Origin of the sequence: Prevotella phocaeensis, from assembly GCF_900065875.1 — a bacterium.
GTDB classification, from domain to species: Bacteria; Bacteroidota; Bacteroidia; order Bacteroidales; family Bacteroidaceae; genus Prevotella; species Prevotella phocaeensis.
Genome location: NZ_LT160625.1, coordinates 1 through 14,999, shown reverse-complemented (window position 1 = coordinate 14,999; position 14,999 = coordinate 1). Strand labels below are relative to the sequence as shown.

Here is a 14,999-nt window from a genome sequence, read left to right as displayed (position 1 = left end):
AAAAGACATCCATTATGGGAATCGTCATTTCAATGGTGTTAAGCCCTTTTCTCATAGATAACAGACTATGTGAGTCCGATTCTCTTTTGGGCTTTGCAAGGTTACAATATTGGGAATCCATCGCCAAACTTTATGGTTGATTGTTGTCCGTGAGCCCTATTTGCTAATGGCATAATCCACATTTCACGTATGTAACGGTAATGTAGAACGAGCTATAGAGTATTACGCTTCACATAGTTTTCTTGGAGCAGTCGGTTGATGTCGGAGAGTCGGTAAAGTATCTTGCCTGCGATTTGGGTGTAGGGAATGATGCCATTGTCTCGATAGTCCTGCAAGGTGCGAGGACTGATGAAAAGCCGTTCGCAGACCTCCCGCCCAGTAAGGTAGATTTCTCCTCCGAAAAGCGGACGGTGTGTCTCGGATATTTCTTTCAATCTCTTTGTCATCTCCTTGATGCCCGAAATGAGTTGTTTCATCTCGGGTGTTTCTTTGTTTACGATTTCGTGTTCCATAGTCGTGGTTATTGGCGGTTGGACTTTTTGAGGAGTGCTTCCACATCCTCACGTTTGTAATAGCACTTATGCCCGATTTGTATAAAGGGCAGCACGGAAGTGTCCCGATAGTGCTGAAGTGTTCGTTTGCTGATGTTCAGTATTCGGCACACGTCCCCGTTGTGCAGGAGGTCGGGAAGTTCGGGCTTCATGCCGAAATTCTCTCTCATACAAAGAGCTAACTCTTCGATGCTCTTTTTCAGTTCCTCCCAAGCGGAGGTGTCGATGGCTGTAAATCTCATATCAATATCGTTTTAATTGTCATTTCTACTTCATTTGATGCAAATGTACGCAAGCGAAATCCTCGTCCCATGCCTCGATGAAATCAAGGGAAACAAAAGGAAGTCGCAGGCAAATGTACAAGAGATCAGTACCCATTTCTCCCACTTTTTCCTAAGTGCGTACTTGTGACTCTGATATAGATAGAAGTGGCTCTCTTACCAATGAACACACCCTCCCCTTTCTCTCTCAAAGAAAAAGTATGCAGACGTTGGCAATCCGATGAAGTCGCTTGCAGAGCTTTTTGTCTCTTATCTTGCCATTTGAGCGTTTTAGTTCCGATTTCTCCTGTTTATCCCGCCCATTCTCGGAGCATTTTTGTGTATCTCGAAGCAACAGCCTCGCAAACCTTGGCATTGTGCGTTCGGCTCTCTAACTTGGTTTCAGCATCCGTTTTCGGGTGAAAGTTCAAAACCAAGCAAATAGAAGAAGTACAAACAATGAAAAAAGAAGAGCATGACACCCCATCCAAGAACGCTCAAATAGAAGAGTTTCTTTCGGCTCTGTATGAGTTTCGATACAATACCGTATTGCATCGAGCGGAGTACCGTCCACGAGGAACGGGTGATTACACAGCCGTAGACCGCTACCGCATCAATACCCTCAAAAGAGCCTTGGACAAGGAAGCCGATGTACAGACCTCACCCGAGAACTTGTACAGCATCATCGAAAGCGATTTCTCCCCACGTGTCAATCCCGTACAAGCCTATTTCCAAGCGTTACCGCTGACGAAAGGGAATGCGGAAGCTATCACCGCCCTTGCCGACTGTGTGAGCGTAGCCAATCCTGAGAAATGGAGGGAATACCTCACCAAGTGGCTGGTTGCAGTGGTCGCCAATGCGATGGACGACAGGCAGTGCCGTAACCACACCTGCCTTGTACTGACAGGTGAGCAAGGGAAATTCAAAACCACATTTCTTGACCTGCTCTGCCCACCTGCACTGTCAGACTATCAATATACGGGAAAGATATATCCGCAGGAAAAGGATGTGCTGAGCCTTATCGGTCAAAACCTCATCATCAATATTGATGACCAGCTCAAAGCCCTCAACAAACGAGACGAGAACGAACTGAAGAACCTGATTACCTGCCCACAGGTGAAGTACCGTATGCCTTATGAGAAACACATCGAAGAGCGACCGCACTTGGCAAGTTTCGTGGCATCGGTCAATGGCAATGATTTCCTCACCGACCCGACTGGGAGCAGACGTTTCCTCCCATTTGAGGTGCTTGCAATAGATATAGAACGTGCCAAGACAATCCCGATGGATGCCGTGTATAGCGAAGCGAAAGCATTGCTGAAAGACGGATTTCGCTATTGGTTCAATGATGAGGAGATTGCCGAACTGCACCGAAACAGCGAGGCTTTCCAAGTCTATACGGCAGAAATGGAACTGTTGCTCCGTTATTTCACCTTTCCTTCGGAAGCGGAGAAAGCCACCAAGCATTTCTATATGACCAATTCGGAAATCGTGGGTTATCTCTCTATCTATACCAGACAGCAGCTCTCACCCAAACGGATGGGCGAAGCCCTGCGAAAGGCAGGCTATGCGAGAGAATGCCGCAGGGTAAATGGCAATCCCGTATATGTGTATGCCGTCCGCAAGATTTTTCCCGAGCAGCCACCATAGCATTCTGTTATTACCAATCCCTTTGTTATACTCCTTTCTCTTTTCTTTCCTATTCTCCTTACTACATTACTACAAACAAGGATAATACGGTGAAAGAAAAAGGATTGCAAGGGGTATTCATCTTGCGACACAGCTTACTACCATCTTTCTACGCTTCTACGATAGTATGAATGAGGGAGGTGTAGAAAGGAGGTGTAGAAAGATAAAACCGAATGAAGTGTTACACTTTTCTCTTTCACTGTCAATTACTTATCCGACTGTAGAAGGGTAGTAAGATAAAAAGGGGGAAATTCTAAAAAGAGAAAACAGAACAAACAATGAAATAACGAACAATGAATATGAATAACCCAAACCCAACAATAACAGCAATGAACAATGAATATTACGACCTACAATACATCAAGACGATACCGATAGACGACTACTTGCACGCCTGTGGCATCGAGCCTGTCAAGCGTTACTACGGCTATGCTCTTTATCACGCACCCTACCGAGAAGACCCCAATGCCAGTATGAAAGTGGATTTTCGGCAAAACCTGTGGCACGACTATGGGACAAGCCAAGGCGGAAGCATCATCGACCTTGTGATGCGGATGCAAGGATGCAATGCCTATGAAGCAATGGCACATCTTGCCAAAGGAAAAGTGACAACCCTCGCTTCCTCTTCCTTTCATCGTGAAGCCCACACAGAACAGATAAGAGGTGAACAGCGACCAAGTAATGCAAGGCGTATTCTCTTCATCAGCGAAGAGTTGCCCCTATATCTACAAAACTATCTTCAAAAGGTACGTAAGATAGACCTTGCCGTGTCAAGTCCTTATCTACGCCATATCCGCTACGAAGTAGGAGAACGAGAGTATTCTGCTATTGGCTTTCCTAACCAATCAGGGGGCTATGAACTTAGAGACGACAAGACATTCAAGGGCACAATAGCTCCAAAGGATATTTCCGTGATTGCAGGAGACGCGAACAACGCTCCTTACTGCATCTTCGAGGGCGTTATGGACTTTCTTTCCTATCTCACGTTGAAAGGAAAAGAAATCGTTCCCTGCCTTGTGCTGAACTCGGTCAGCAATCTTTCACGAGCTATAGCCTATCTTCACGAGAACGGCATTGACTCCGTTCGGGCTTTCCTTGACAACGATGAAGCAGGACGACAAGCCCTCCAATCTTTACAATCGGCTGGTATCAAAGTAGAGGACATGAGCCGACATTATGGCGGATATAAAGACCTGAACGAGTACCACGTTTCACGTCAGAAAGCGATGGAACAGAAACAGAAGAAACTTCTATCAGTTGTCAAACGGGGATTTCGCAGATAAGGCAAAAAAGTGCAATCAAAACCAAATATCAACTGGGTATTCTTAGGGACTAAAAGAGAACAAAAGCAGACAAATTGCTTTGTTTCGACCAATATGGCAGTTCATTGAAACTGCAAGTTTCCTTGATGAAAAACTTAGAAACAAAGCGTGCAGGCATTCACAGAATGCAACGCAACAAGAAAGAAGTACGAGCAGGGCGGAGCGGACATTTCGAGAAATGCCATAGCTCATTAGGGTATTTTCTTCACGCTGCACTTCGTTATCGCTAAAAATACCCTCCTGAGCCAAGGGACTCTGCCCCTTTGGATACCCCTTAAAACAAACTTCAAACAATGGGCTACGCCGTATTACATATAGACAAGGCGAGAAGCAACGACTCGGGAAATACCGCTCATATAGCGCGGACATATACCCCGAGTAACGTCGATTCTTCTCGCACACACCTGAACTGGGAATTGGTGCAATTCCCTGCAAATGTGACCAATCGTAGCGAAGCGATAGAACATCGCATCGCCACGGCCGGTATCTACCGAAAGGTAGCAAAGAACCAAGTCAAAGCCTTGCGCTTTATCCTTTCAAGTTCACCGGAGGATATGGCTCGAATAGAGCAGGAAGGACGTTTGTACGAGTGGTGCGATGATTCGATGGATTGGCTCCGTGACACTTTCGGGGCGGACAACGTGGTCGCAGCCACACTCCACGCAGACGAGGAAACGCCCCATATTCACGCCACAGTCGTCCCCATTGTCACGGGAGAAAGACGGAAAGCCAAGGAGGAAGCCGAGAAAGGGAAACGGAAGTACAAGACGAAGAAGAACAAGGTACGGCTTTGTGCCGATGATGTGCTTACGCCCAAGAAGCTGGAGCAGTATCAGACGGACTATGCCAAGCGGATGCAGCGTTTCGGATTGGAACGGGGCGTACACGGTTCGGTAGCCAAGCACCGTACCACGATGGAGTATTACAAGGAAATTCTCAAATCCACGAAAAAGAAGAAAGTTCAAGAAGCTGAACTCACAGCCAAGATAAAAGAATTGGAGAAGCAGGCAGGAAAGCTCCGAATGAAAGGCACGCTCTACTCCCTCTTTGGAAACTCCGAACTCGACAAGGCGGAACAACGCATTGCAGACTTGGAGCAGGAAGCCGAACGGCAACGGTATCTTTCGGAAAAGGAGAAGGCTGAAATCCGAAAGGAAGTCGTTCTCTTGCAGGATACAATCAAGGGAAGAGACAAAGCCATTGCCGAATTGAAAGAGACCGTGCAGGTTTACGAGAAAGAGCGGAATTGGATAAAACGTTTTTTCAATGGCTTCTATCAATTGCTGAACATTCGTCTGATGCTCCGAAAGATGGGTTTCTCTGACGACAGAATAGCGGAGATGTATCGCACGGAGACGCCCCAGCGAGGTACGGCTAAAGCCTATTCGGGATTATACAAGAGAGAGTTTACGGAAGAGGACAGCGAAATCCGTATTATCAAGGATGAGAAGAAACGACCGCTCCTCACCATCAACGGGCTTCCCATTACCGATTGGTGCGAGCAGAAATGGAAACAGCTTATCAACCGTAACCGCTCGCAACGGCTGTAATTGCTTTTTTCTTTCACTGACAAGAAGAAAAAGAGGAAAAGACGCTCACTTTCACTCGCAAATATGTACCTTTGCAAGTAGTAAAAGTGAGCGTTCTTTGGCTATTCAAAACAATGTACCTCAATGCACTCCGCTCATTTCTAAATCGTTACCTATATATCTACGCCAAAAAGGTAACGCTCTATTATCCAATGAGATAGCTCGCTAACGAAAAATCATATCGGAATATGCCTTATAAAATGAATTTATGAAAACTCGAAAACGGCTTATCGATTACTATATTTTACTCCTTTAACAACCATAGGAACATGAAACCGATACGAAATATTGTCCTTACATGCTTACTGGCAGCATCTGTCGGTACATTCGGCAGCGGCATATCGGCGCACAATGCAAGCGGCACGCCGGCAACGAAGGTAAAAAACGAACTCGCCCGATTGGCAAAATACGACTATTCGCCGATACTCGGACAGCATCAATATCGGTATATCGGTTATATCGGACGAGATTTTCAACGGCTGTACATGTACTTCGAACACGTGGAAAAAGACACGGCCGACGCCACTCTTTACCACGTAAAAGGGGCTTCGAGGGTGCGCGAAAACGTGTGTAACTTTACGGGGACAATTCGTTTGAAGCACATTGAAGAGAATAACGATGACCGTTACGGACGGGTGAACAGATACCGTATGACAGGAATATACGACCTGCGGGAGGACGACAAGCAGAAAGGAGCCGGCCGATTTTATGGGAATATGACCACCAATTTTTATCTGTATGACAATTCGGTGCACTTCGATGACTTGTTCATTACAGTATCTGACGGCTATTGCAACAATATGTTCGAGGGAAAATGGACGTCTTTTAAAACGAAAGTCAGTAAGAATGCCAACTGGGGATTATTCAGAATACCCGACAGCAATGCCCTTGATATCGGGGAAGGCGAGTTCTATATCAATCCTAAATATAGGCACAACGGCTGGGAAAACTACTGTGCAACGATGGGAGATGTCGATACGGCGGCGATATCCGTGGACGATGCGCTCGATGAAGAGCGCCGCGAATGGTGGCGAGGCAAAGACGAAGTACGGCAAAGTTGTAAACGTTATATGCTCAACGACTCTACCTACGGCATAAAGGTGTATCGTAACGGAGTGCTTGTACAGACAATCGTCTGCCCTATCGATACGGTATCGCCCACTGAACAAGACCTTGGAGAGGGGTGGTTCGAGGATGTTACTTTCGACGGACATAACGACTTGCTCATTTCTAAAAACGGAACGGGGGCGACACCTGCCTACTACGAATGCTACACATGGGATGAACGAAAACGCAAGTATGTGCGCATTCCGTCGTATAGCGAAATACCTAATCCCTCTTCTTATGAAATAAAGCGCAGCATCTACGGCTGGAAACAACTGACAGAACACAAGCAGGTGCAGCAAAAGTATATATTCCGAAACGGCGAGTTCGTATTGCATTCGGCACTCTATGTAGACCATTCGGATGAAAAAAGTACGCACTACAGGGAAATAAGAATGGAAAAAGGTAAGGAAGTTACGGTAAAAAATACTGATAACTATGAGGATATCTCCCCCGAGTGGGATATTCTACCTTTCTAATATCGGCGGTATGGTCTCTCCTAAACATAGGAACAGGAGGGATATAAAACAAATAAGGGATGGCCGATCGCCATCCCTTATATATATAAATAGGTGCAATTACTTGAGATTACAGCCCGGCGACCACGGCTTGAGCTGCTTGAAGAAGTCGTTGCCCTTATCGTCTACGAGGATAAAAGCAGGGAAGTCTTCTACTTCTATCTTCCAAATAGCTTCCATACCCAGTTCGGGATATTCCACACACTCTATGCTCTTGATGGAATTCATAGACAGAACAGCAGCAGGACCTCCTATGCTTCCCAGATAAAAACCGCCGTGCTTCTTGCACGCTTCGGTAACTACATCGGTACGGTTTCCCTTAGCCAACATAATCAGGCTGCCGCCATGATCCTGAAATTCGTCTACATAAGGATCCATACGGTTGGCAGTTGTCGGGCCCATACTGCCACAAGGCATGCCTTCGGGTGTCTTTGCAGGACCGGCATAGAGTATGGGATGGTCTTTAAAGTATTGCGGCAAATCCTCTCCGGCATCGAGTCGAGCCTTCAACTTTGCATGGGCTATGTCGCGTGCAACGATAATAGTGCCGTTCAAACTAACGCGGGTAGAGACAGGATATAGTGAAAGTTGCTTGCATACTTCCTTGATCGGACGGTTTAAGTCTATCTTCACAACGTTGCCTTCTCCTGCATTTCGCAGCTCTTCAGGTATGAGTTCATAGGGCTTATCGTCCATCTTCTCTATCCAGATGCCATCTTTATTGATCTTAGCCTTTATGTTCCGGTCGGCAGAACAGCTCACCCCGAGTCCGATGGGGCACGATGCACCGTGGCGAGGCAGACGGATTACGCGCACGTCGTGGGCCATGTACTTGCCGCCAAACTGTGCTCCGAGGCCAATCTTGTATGCCTCTTGGAGCAACAGGTTCTCGAGCTCGACATCGCGGAACGCACGACCGGTCTCATCGCCCGTGGTAGGCAGATTATCATAATAGTGCGTAGAAGCCAGCTTCACGGTGAGCATGGTTTTCTCGGCCGATGTGCCTCCGATGACGAAAGCGATGTGGTAAGGCGGGCAGGCGGCCGTTCCGAGGCTCTTCATCTTCTCTACAAGAAAGGGAACAAGCGTACCCGGGTTCTGAATAATGGCCTTTGTCATCTGATAGAGATAGCTCTTGTTGGCCGAACCTCCGCCCTTCGTTACGCACAGAAAGCGATATTCCATGCCTTCTGTGGCCTCCAAATCGATCTGTGCAGGCAGGTTACAACGCGTATTCACCTCGTCGTACATCGTCAGCGGGGCATTCTGCGAGTATCGCAGATTATCTTGCGTATAGGTGTTATACACTCCTTTCGACAATGCTTCCTCATCATTGAAGCCCGTCCATACCTGTTGACCTTTCTCACCGTGTATGATCGCCGTTCCCGTATCCTGACATAACGGGAGCTTGCCCTTGCATGCAACTTCGGCATTACGCAGGAATGTGAGTGCCACATACTTGTCGTTCTCCGACGCTTCGGGATCTTTAAGAATCTTAGCCACCTGCTCATTATGCGTTCTGCGCAGCAAGAAACTGACGTCATGGAACGCTTGTTGCGATAAAAGAGTAAGTGCTTCGGGAGTTACTTTTAGAATCTTGTTGCCTTCAAACTCGCCTACGCTTACGCCGTCTTTGGTAAGCAAGTAGTATTCAGTATCGTCCTTTCCGGTCTGGAACATAGGAGCGTACTTAAAATCTGGTATTTTTGCCATAATGTTATTGTTTTTATTCCTCCCCTATCCGTGGGGAGGAGAGATTAATATCCGAATATCTGTTCCGTGCTGACGCGCTTGATAGGAGCGATTTTCTCAAGCCCTTTGACGTCTAAATTCTTCTCATCGCCGAGAATGATATATCGGTAAGGCTTGTCGGCCATGGTCTTCTTTTCGAATTCGATGATATCTTTCAGGGTTATTTTGGGCAATACGTTGTAGATACGTTCGTCGATATCGTAATCTATACCCATACGTTTCGCCCGAAGATAGCTGTTGATAACGCCGAAACGTGTCGTTCTACCGCTGGCAAGTTGCTTGGTTAATCCTTGTTTAGCCAACTGGAAAGCGCTCTCGCTTTGCGGTATAGTGTCGAGAATTTCATTAAACACCTTGATACAATCTATCATCTTATCGTTTTGAGAGATAATGAAAGTGGTGGCATATTCGGGATGATGCTTGCGTGGAGTGCACTGATAGTAAGCCGAAGCGGAATAGGCAAGTCCGCGACTCTCGCGAAGTTCTTGGAACACAACGGTATTCATGCCGCCGCCGAAATACTCATTGAAGAGCGTAGCCACCGGAACTTCCTCTGCATTCCACGGTTTGTTCTCGTTATGATACATTGTCATATAGATGTTCTTTGCATCGTATGGAGCCAGCAAGACTTCATTCCGCGGTGTCGTCTGTTCCATATAGGGCTTGTTTACAGGCACTGCAGCGAGTTTGTTCGCTGTCTTGTGCTGACTTGCAAGCATTTGGAGGAGCTGCTGTTCGGTAGAAGGACCATAATATAATATGGTATGCTGATAGTTCGTAAGGCCCTTCATGAGGTCTACCATCGTCTGTGGATCGGTCTTCTTCAGTTGTTCTATGCTCATCGTATTGAGGTTGGAGTTATACTGTCCGTACATTCCATAGTTGCGAAGCGCACTGAAATTGAGTCCTTGGTTCTTCTTGTTGTCTTCACGGGCCTTGGCCACAATCCCTACATAATTGTCCCACGCCTTGCGATCAACCTTGGCATTCTTCAGTAAGTCTTCTATTAAGGCCACGGCTTTCGGCATGTTTTCATTCAATCCAGATAATCCAATACATAAATTATCACCGTTCACGCTGATGCTATAACCGCATGCTATCTTGTAAAACTCCTGCTTCAACTTCTCTACGGTCATATTCTTAGTACCGAGATAATCTATGTATTCCGCCGCAAAGTCATAGCGCTTGTCGGCTTGGGAGCCGAAATCGAAGTAATAGACAAGCGTGAAAAGACCGTCATCCGTATTCTTTTTGTAGATCACCGGCAAATTATTTCTTGTTTTGGTAAAGGTAAGATCGCGCTTATAGTCGAGGAATTGAGGCTGAATGGGCTTCACATGACTGTCCTTTATATCGCAGAGATATTGGCTACTCTTATCTCTATTGGTTGGAATAGCCGTAATCTGCGGCTTGTCTATCTTCTTGATCGTCTTGTCTTCTCCCTGACGTTTGTACACGCAAACATAGTTGTTGTTCAGATATTTATTGGCAAAAGCCACAATCTGCGGCTTGGTCATCTTCGACATGCGGTCGAGACGCGTCACCACATCTTCCCACTTTTCATTGTTGATGAATGCATCCATCATTTTAGAAGTACGTGCCCGATTATCCTGCAACGACTGGAAATAAGAGAGTTTGAAGTTGTTTACCACCGACGGAAGCAAGTCGTCGGAGAAATTTCCGTGCTTCAGATTATCGATTTCTGCAAGCATCAACTGCCGCACATCGTCCAAAGATTGTCCTTGTTTGGGTTGTCCTTCAAGAATAAACATACCGTAATCCGTCATTCCGTCATAGAAAGCGCCCGTCCACAGCACCTTCATAGGCTGGTTAAGGTTCAGGTCGAAGAGTCCTGCCTTGCCGTTGGAAAGCATATCTGCAATCACACTAAGCGTATCGGCCTGCATGTCTGCCGCCCCTTTAAACTTCCATCCGAGCATGACATTCTCGGCTTCAATACCCATGACCGTGGTGTCTACCGGAGCCGTAAGGTCGGGTTGTGGGGCGTATTCGGGCCTGCTGAGCGTGCTGCTTGGCTTCCAATCGCCGAAATACTTATCGATCGTCGCCACTACCTCGTCGGGATTGAAGTCGCCCGCCATACAAATGGCAATGTTGTTCGGCACATAATAGCGGTTAAAATAGTTCTTAATGTTAACGATGGAGGGATTTTTAAGATGCTCCTGCGTACCGATTGTGGTCTGCGTACCATACGGATGTGTGGGGAAAAGCTTCTTGCTCATCGCAACCCATTCCTTTTCTCCATCGTTTGCAAGGCCTATATTGTACTCTTCATACACCGCTTCAAGCTCGGTATGAAAGCCTCTGATGACCATATTCCTAAAGCGTTCGGCCTGTATTTTAGCCCAATTGTCCACCTCGTTCGACGGTATATCCTCCACATAGCACGTAACATCCGTACTTGTAAAGGCATTCGTGCCCTCGGAACCGATAGATGTCATGAGCTTATCATACTCGTTCGGGATGTTATAACGGGCTGCCAATTGCGAGATACTGTCTATTTCGTGATAGGCTTTCCGGCGTTGTACCGAGTCTGTGAGCAGGCGGTATTTCTCATACCTGCGGGTTATTTCATCCAAATACGGTATTTCTTTGGCCAAATCGGATGTGCCGAAATGCGTCGTTCCCTTGAACATAAGGTGCTCGAGATAGTGAGCCAGTCCGGTTGTCTCGGCTGGATCGTTGCGACTTCCGGTGCGCACAGCGATGAAAGTCTGTATACGCGGTTTCTCTTTATTTACCGAGAGATAAACCTTCAAGCCGTTGTCGAGGGTGTAAATGCGCGTGTGCATCAGATCTCCCTTCACCGTCTTGTACTCATAAGTCTTTGCCTGAACGCCGCTAAAGAGCGAAACAAGCAAACATGTTGCCAATACTTTCAGTTTCATAATCATATCAATTAGTTTTCAAAATCTATCTCATGTTCAAGACTGTCGATGAAGTTACTAAGCACATCTTCCTCGACATCTCCCATTGCATACTCCTTTTCGGCATCCTTGGTGATCTCCGCAATCCACGCGCGACGGGCCGTTATATAATCCAGACGTATCCTACCGGCATCTTCCGGAGTAATTTCATCAAGTTCATAGTAATCGAGTATCAGCCTGTAAGTCCACGCCCATTGGTATTCCCTGTAATGCTTGTCGATTTCGACAAAACGCTCTATCACATCTTGGACCGACTCCAATTCACCGTTCTTGATATCGTTGACAATCCTCTGTTCCTCACTTTCGGGCAACAACAAGCCGCTCAAATCATTCCACTCGCCAACCCCGATATCGGTAGACGGTGGTATCAGCGACGGATCAAGCCGCAAACGACGCTTTAAAACAGCCCCCATATAGATACGAAGCGCTATGTCATAATACTTTATACCTTTTTTTAGCGAGTTTGCACTAATCACGTATTCGTGATAGATGTACGAAGAAACGTTCTCGCCCGATGCATTACGCAGGTCTTCCAGTATCTTTTTGCCGTGTAGAATCTCCCCCACGGAGAACGGACTCAACCAATCAAAGTTCACAATGCTCTTTTGCGAACCCTGCGGACGCACATCCCGTTTAGGCCATTTGCGTATGTCGCGATACAAACCTACGGTGGTTATGTTGCGTCCGGGCGACAGATACATGGTGTCGCCACGTGCTATAAGATAAGAAAAAGGTAGGTTTCGCGTATCCGGATGGTGCATCAATTTGCCGAAACATACCGAGAACGTGCCGATATGAGCGGGCATTAACAGGTAAGCACCGCTCGCTGTTTTGGTGCCACGTTCAAGGAATCCGTAGTGCATGGGGCCCATCTTGTAGGCATGATTGCTGAAGTTGGTGGCCGAACCCGCGTTGTAGAACGAGAACATACCGCCGATGAGCAACGAACTCTTGTGGTGACTGGCGGTGAAAGGCCCGCAAAATGCCGCACACGCCTCGCCGTTAGACATGTAACTGTTGGCAAAGAATACGCTCGCAGATGCCGTAAATCCGTTGGCAAGTTGGCATGCCTCGCCTACGAAGCAATCTTGTATCTTCACGCTGTTGATAACAGACGAACCGTCTGAAATGATGGTGTTCTCGCAGATTACCCCCGTACCGATGTAGACACTTGCATTAGGCGAACTAAGAATAGTGCAGTCGCTAATGCGCGAGGCGCCACTGATTTCGCACTCATCGTACACCACCGTATTGGTTATTTCCTTGGTATTCACGATCTTCACATTATCTCCAATCGTGCCGCATTCCGGTGTATTGAATTCAATCTCCTCGTTTATCAACCGTCGGATGGCATCCTTCAATTCTTTGTCATGGCAATGATTTACCATAAACGCAGCAAATTGGCTGTTCAGATCCTTAAATAGCACCACATTACCATCGCCCACCTCGTTCAATACCGATATCATATTGCCCTCACCATAGGTAGCTCCCTCGGTCGTTTCAATGGTACACACGTTCGAGATATAGCAGTCGTTACCCACACGATAATTGTTCATGTAGTTTCCGATATTCTCTATCAGGCAATTGTCGCCAATGGTAACGTTGCGAAGTGTGGCATTATTGATGCCCGAATGCTTCATGAACCCCTTACTCACCTCAATGCTTTTATCGAAAACACCAAGATATACGCTGCCATAAAACAACACATGATGCAGAAACCTCGGCTCGAAACCGTCGACAACATGCACGTTGTTCCACGCTTCAGCCCAGCAATTGCGGTTCTCGAGAACCAGTATTTCCTCTTCGGTCAGTGCTCTGTATTCCATAATAGGGACGGGGGATTAGTGATGAATAATTATTCCACGGGATACAGAAAATCGTTGTAAGGATATTTCTGCACATGCAATTCGCGTACCTTTTTATAAAGTATCTCGCGGAACTCGTCTATATTGAGCCGCTCACGGGCCGAGATAAACAGGCAATTCTCATTGAGCCGCGCCATCCAAGTGCGCTTCAATTCGTCCAAGGTTACGTTTTCTTTGGTCATAGGCGTAAGGTCGTCTTCCTCTTTCTCTACCCATTTATAGTTGTCTATCTTATTGAAAACAATCATAGAAGGCTTTTCGGCGCAACCAAGTTCCTTCAGTGTGTTCTCTACCACCGTAATCTGTTCTTCGAAGTCGGGGTGTGAAATGTCGACAACATGCAGGAGTAAGTCGGCTTCACGTACCTCATCGAGCGTCGATTTGAACGAATCGACCAAGTCGGTCGGCAGTTTACGGATAAAACCCACGGTATCTGCCAGCAGAAAAGGCAGGTTATCCACCACCACTTTGCGCACTGTAGTATCGAGCGTTGCAAAGAGTTTGTTCTCTGCAAACACCTCGCTCTTGGCCAAAAGGTTCATGATTGTAGACTTACCCACATTGGTGTAGCCCACCAGAGCTACGCGGATCATGCGTCCGCGGTTCTTTCTTTGGGTGGTTTTCTGCTTGTCTATTTCTTCAAGGCGGCGCTTCAGCAAACTCATCCGCTGCAGAATAATCCGCCTGTCCATTTCGAGTTGCGTCTCTCCCGGGCCTCTCAAGCCCACCGAGCCCTTGCCTCCACCCGATCCGGAGCCGCCGCCTTGGCGTTCGAGGTGCGTCCACAAACGTTGCAATCGCGGCAACATATAGCGATATTGCGCCAGCTCTACCTGCGTTTTAGCATTGGCTGTCTGGGCACGCATGGCAAAGATATCGAGAATAAGCGACGTTCGGTCGAGTATCTTCACGCCGAGTTCCTTCTCTATTACACGTATCTGTTTGGCCGAGAGCTCATCATCAAAGATCACCATCCCCACAGGTCGTTCGGCTTCTTCTTCGTCCTTGACATATTGTTTTATCTCTTCGAGCTTGCCGGTTCCCACATACGTTACCGAATTAGGGCCTCCCACCTTCTGCGTGAAGCGCTTCACAGTAACGGCACCTGCCGTGTCTGCCAGAAATTCAAGTTCGTCGAGATACTCCTTGGTCTTAGCTTCGTCTTGCTCTTTGGTAATAAGTCCCACCAATACAGCGGTCTCCGCCTTCACCTCGGATATAATAAATTCCTTCATTCTTCAACGTTCCATATATATAATGTTGCAAAGTTACAGAAAATCGCTGTAATATTTGCAGGAAATCGGAAGTTTAACGCAATTCGGCTTGATTATTAGGGCTATACGGTGTAAATCGCAGCAAATCCGCCACCTGCCACGAGGCAGGAAAATGCGGATTATTGAA

The 14,999-nt window shown here is 47.0% G+C and carries 11 protein-coding genes; 5 read left to right on the top strand and 6 right to left on the bottom strand.

Going from position 1 to position 14,999, the window contains the following annotated elements:
• Nucleotides 1-212 precede the first annotated feature (212 nt).
• Together BN3912_RS06700 and BN3912_RS06695 are read right to left on the bottom strand one after the other, a co-directional pair.
• Complete coding sequence (locus tag BN3912_RS06700) at nt 213-512, bottom strand: helix-turn-helix domain-containing protein (protein ID WP_064972283.1); 300 nt, start codon at nt 510-512, stop codon at nt 213-215.
• 8 nt (nt 513-520) lie between these two features.
• The gene (locus BN3912_RS06695; protein ID WP_064972282.1) at nt 521-793 is read right to left on the bottom strand and encodes a helix-turn-helix domain-containing protein; all 273 of its coding nucleotides are present in this window, start codon (nt 791-793) and stop codon (nt 521-523) included.
• A gap of 477 nt (nt 794-1,270) precedes the next feature.
• Between BN3912_RS06695 and BN3912_RS06690 the strand changes: the two genes are divergently transcribed.
• From BN3912_RS06690 to BN3912_RS06675, 5 genes are all read left to right on the top strand, one after another.
• A complete protein-coding gene (locus BN3912_RS06690; RefSeq protein WP_064972281.1) occupies nt 1,271-2,461 on the top strand; it encodes a virulence-associated E family protein in 1,191 nt (396 codons plus the stop codon).
• Nucleotides 2,462-2,829: 368 nt separating this feature from the next.
• On the top strand, nt 2,830-3,783 hold the full coding sequence (locus BN3912_RS06685; protein ID WP_064972280.1) for a toprim domain-containing protein: 954 nt from the start codon (nt 2,830-2,832) through the stop codon (nt 3,781-3,783).
• 125 nt (nt 3,784-3,908) lie between these two features.
• Nucleotides 3,909-4,052 (top strand): hypothetical protein, encoded by a 144-nt coding sequence (locus tag BN3912_RS12185; RefSeq protein ID WP_154665149.1) that lies wholly within the window; start codon nt 3,909-3,911, stop codon nt 4,050-4,052.
• A gap of 63 nt (nt 4,053-4,115) precedes the next feature.
• On the top strand, nt 4,116-5,372 hold the full coding sequence (gene mobV / locus BN3912_RS06680; protein WP_064972279.1) for a MobV family relaxase: 1,257 nt from the start codon (nt 4,116-4,118) through the stop codon (nt 5,370-5,372).
• Between the two features lie 308 nt (nt 5,373-5,680).
• Entirely contained in the window at nt 5,681-6,994 is a 1,314-nt protein-coding gene (locus tag BN3912_RS06675) for an XAC2610-related protein (RefSeq protein ID WP_023984847.1), read from the top strand.
• A 99-nt stretch (nt 6,995-7,093) separates the two neighbouring features.
• On the opposite strand, the gene BN3912_RS06670 is transcribed toward BN3912_RS06675, so the two are convergent.
• The 4 genes from BN3912_RS06670 to hflX are packed head-to-tail and all read right to left on the bottom strand — an operon-like array spanning nt 7,094 to nt 14,833.
• On the bottom strand, nt 7,094-8,746 hold the full coding sequence (locus BN3912_RS06670; protein ID WP_023984846.1) for a fumarate hydratase: 1,653 nt from the start codon (nt 8,744-8,746) through the stop codon (nt 7,094-7,096).
• Between the two features lie 44 nt (nt 8,747-8,790).
• Complete coding sequence (locus tag BN3912_RS06665; RefSeq protein WP_023984845.1) at nt 8,791-11,694, bottom strand: M16 family metallopeptidase; 2,904 nt, start codon at nt 11,692-11,694, stop codon at nt 8,791-8,793.
• A gap of 11 nt (nt 11,695-11,705) precedes the next feature.
• Nucleotides 11,706-13,559, bottom strand: coding sequence for a DUF4954 family protein (locus BN3912_RS06660; protein WP_023984844.1), 1,854 nt, complete (start codon nt 13,557-13,559; stop codon nt 11,706-11,708).
• A gap of 29 nt (nt 13,560-13,588) precedes the next feature.
• The gene (gene hflX / locus BN3912_RS06655) at nt 13,589-14,833 is read right to left on the bottom strand and encodes a GTPase HflX (RefSeq protein WP_023984843.1); all 1,245 of its coding nucleotides are present in this window, start codon (nt 14,831-14,833) and stop codon (nt 13,589-13,591) included.
• Between the last annotated feature and the right edge of the window lie 166 nt (nt 14,834-14,999).

What these genes read in the sequence shown, in the direction of transcription:
- BN3912_RS06670 (WP_023984846.1), bottom strand. Translation starts at nt 8,746, where the DNA reads ATGGCAAAAATACCAGATTTTAAGTACGCTCCTATGTTCCAGACCGGA.
- BN3912_RS06700 (WP_064972283.1), bottom strand. Translation starts at nt 512, where the DNA reads ATGGAACACGAAATCGTAAACAAAGAAACACCCGAGATGAAACAACTC.
- BN3912_RS06675 (WP_023984847.1), top strand. Translation starts at nt 5,681, where the DNA reads ATGAAACCGATACGAAATATTGTCCTTACATGCTTACTGGCAGCATCT.
- BN3912_RS06690 (WP_064972281.1), top strand. Translation starts at nt 1,271, where the DNA reads ATGAAAAAAGAAGAGCATGACACCCCATCCAAGAACGCTCAAATAGAA.
- BN3912_RS12185 (WP_154665149.1), top strand. Translation starts at nt 3,909, where the DNA reads ATGAAAAACTTAGAAACAAAGCGTGCAGGCATTCACAGAATGCAACGC.
- BN3912_RS06665 (WP_023984845.1), bottom strand. Translation starts at nt 11,694, where the DNA reads ATGAAACTGAAAGTATTGGCAACATGTTTGCTTGTTTCGCTCTTTAGC.
- BN3912_RS06695 (WP_064972282.1), bottom strand. Translation starts at nt 793, where the DNA reads ATGAGATTTACAGCCATCGACACCTCCGCTTGGGAGGAACTGAAAAAG.
- BN3912_RS06660 (WP_023984844.1), bottom strand. Translation starts at nt 13,559, where the DNA reads ATGGAATACAGAGCACTGACCGAAGAGGAAATACTGGTTCTCGAGAAC.
- mobV (WP_064972279.1), top strand. Translation starts at nt 4,116, where the DNA reads ATGGGCTACGCCGTATTACATATAGACAAGGCGAGAAGCAACGACTCG.
- BN3912_RS06685 (WP_064972280.1), top strand. Translation starts at nt 2,830, where the DNA reads ATGAACAATGAATATTACGACCTACAATACATCAAGACGATACCGATA.
- hflX (WP_023984843.1), bottom strand. Translation starts at nt 14,833, where the DNA reads ATGAAGGAATTTATTATATCCGAGGTGAAGGCGGAGACCGCTGTATTG.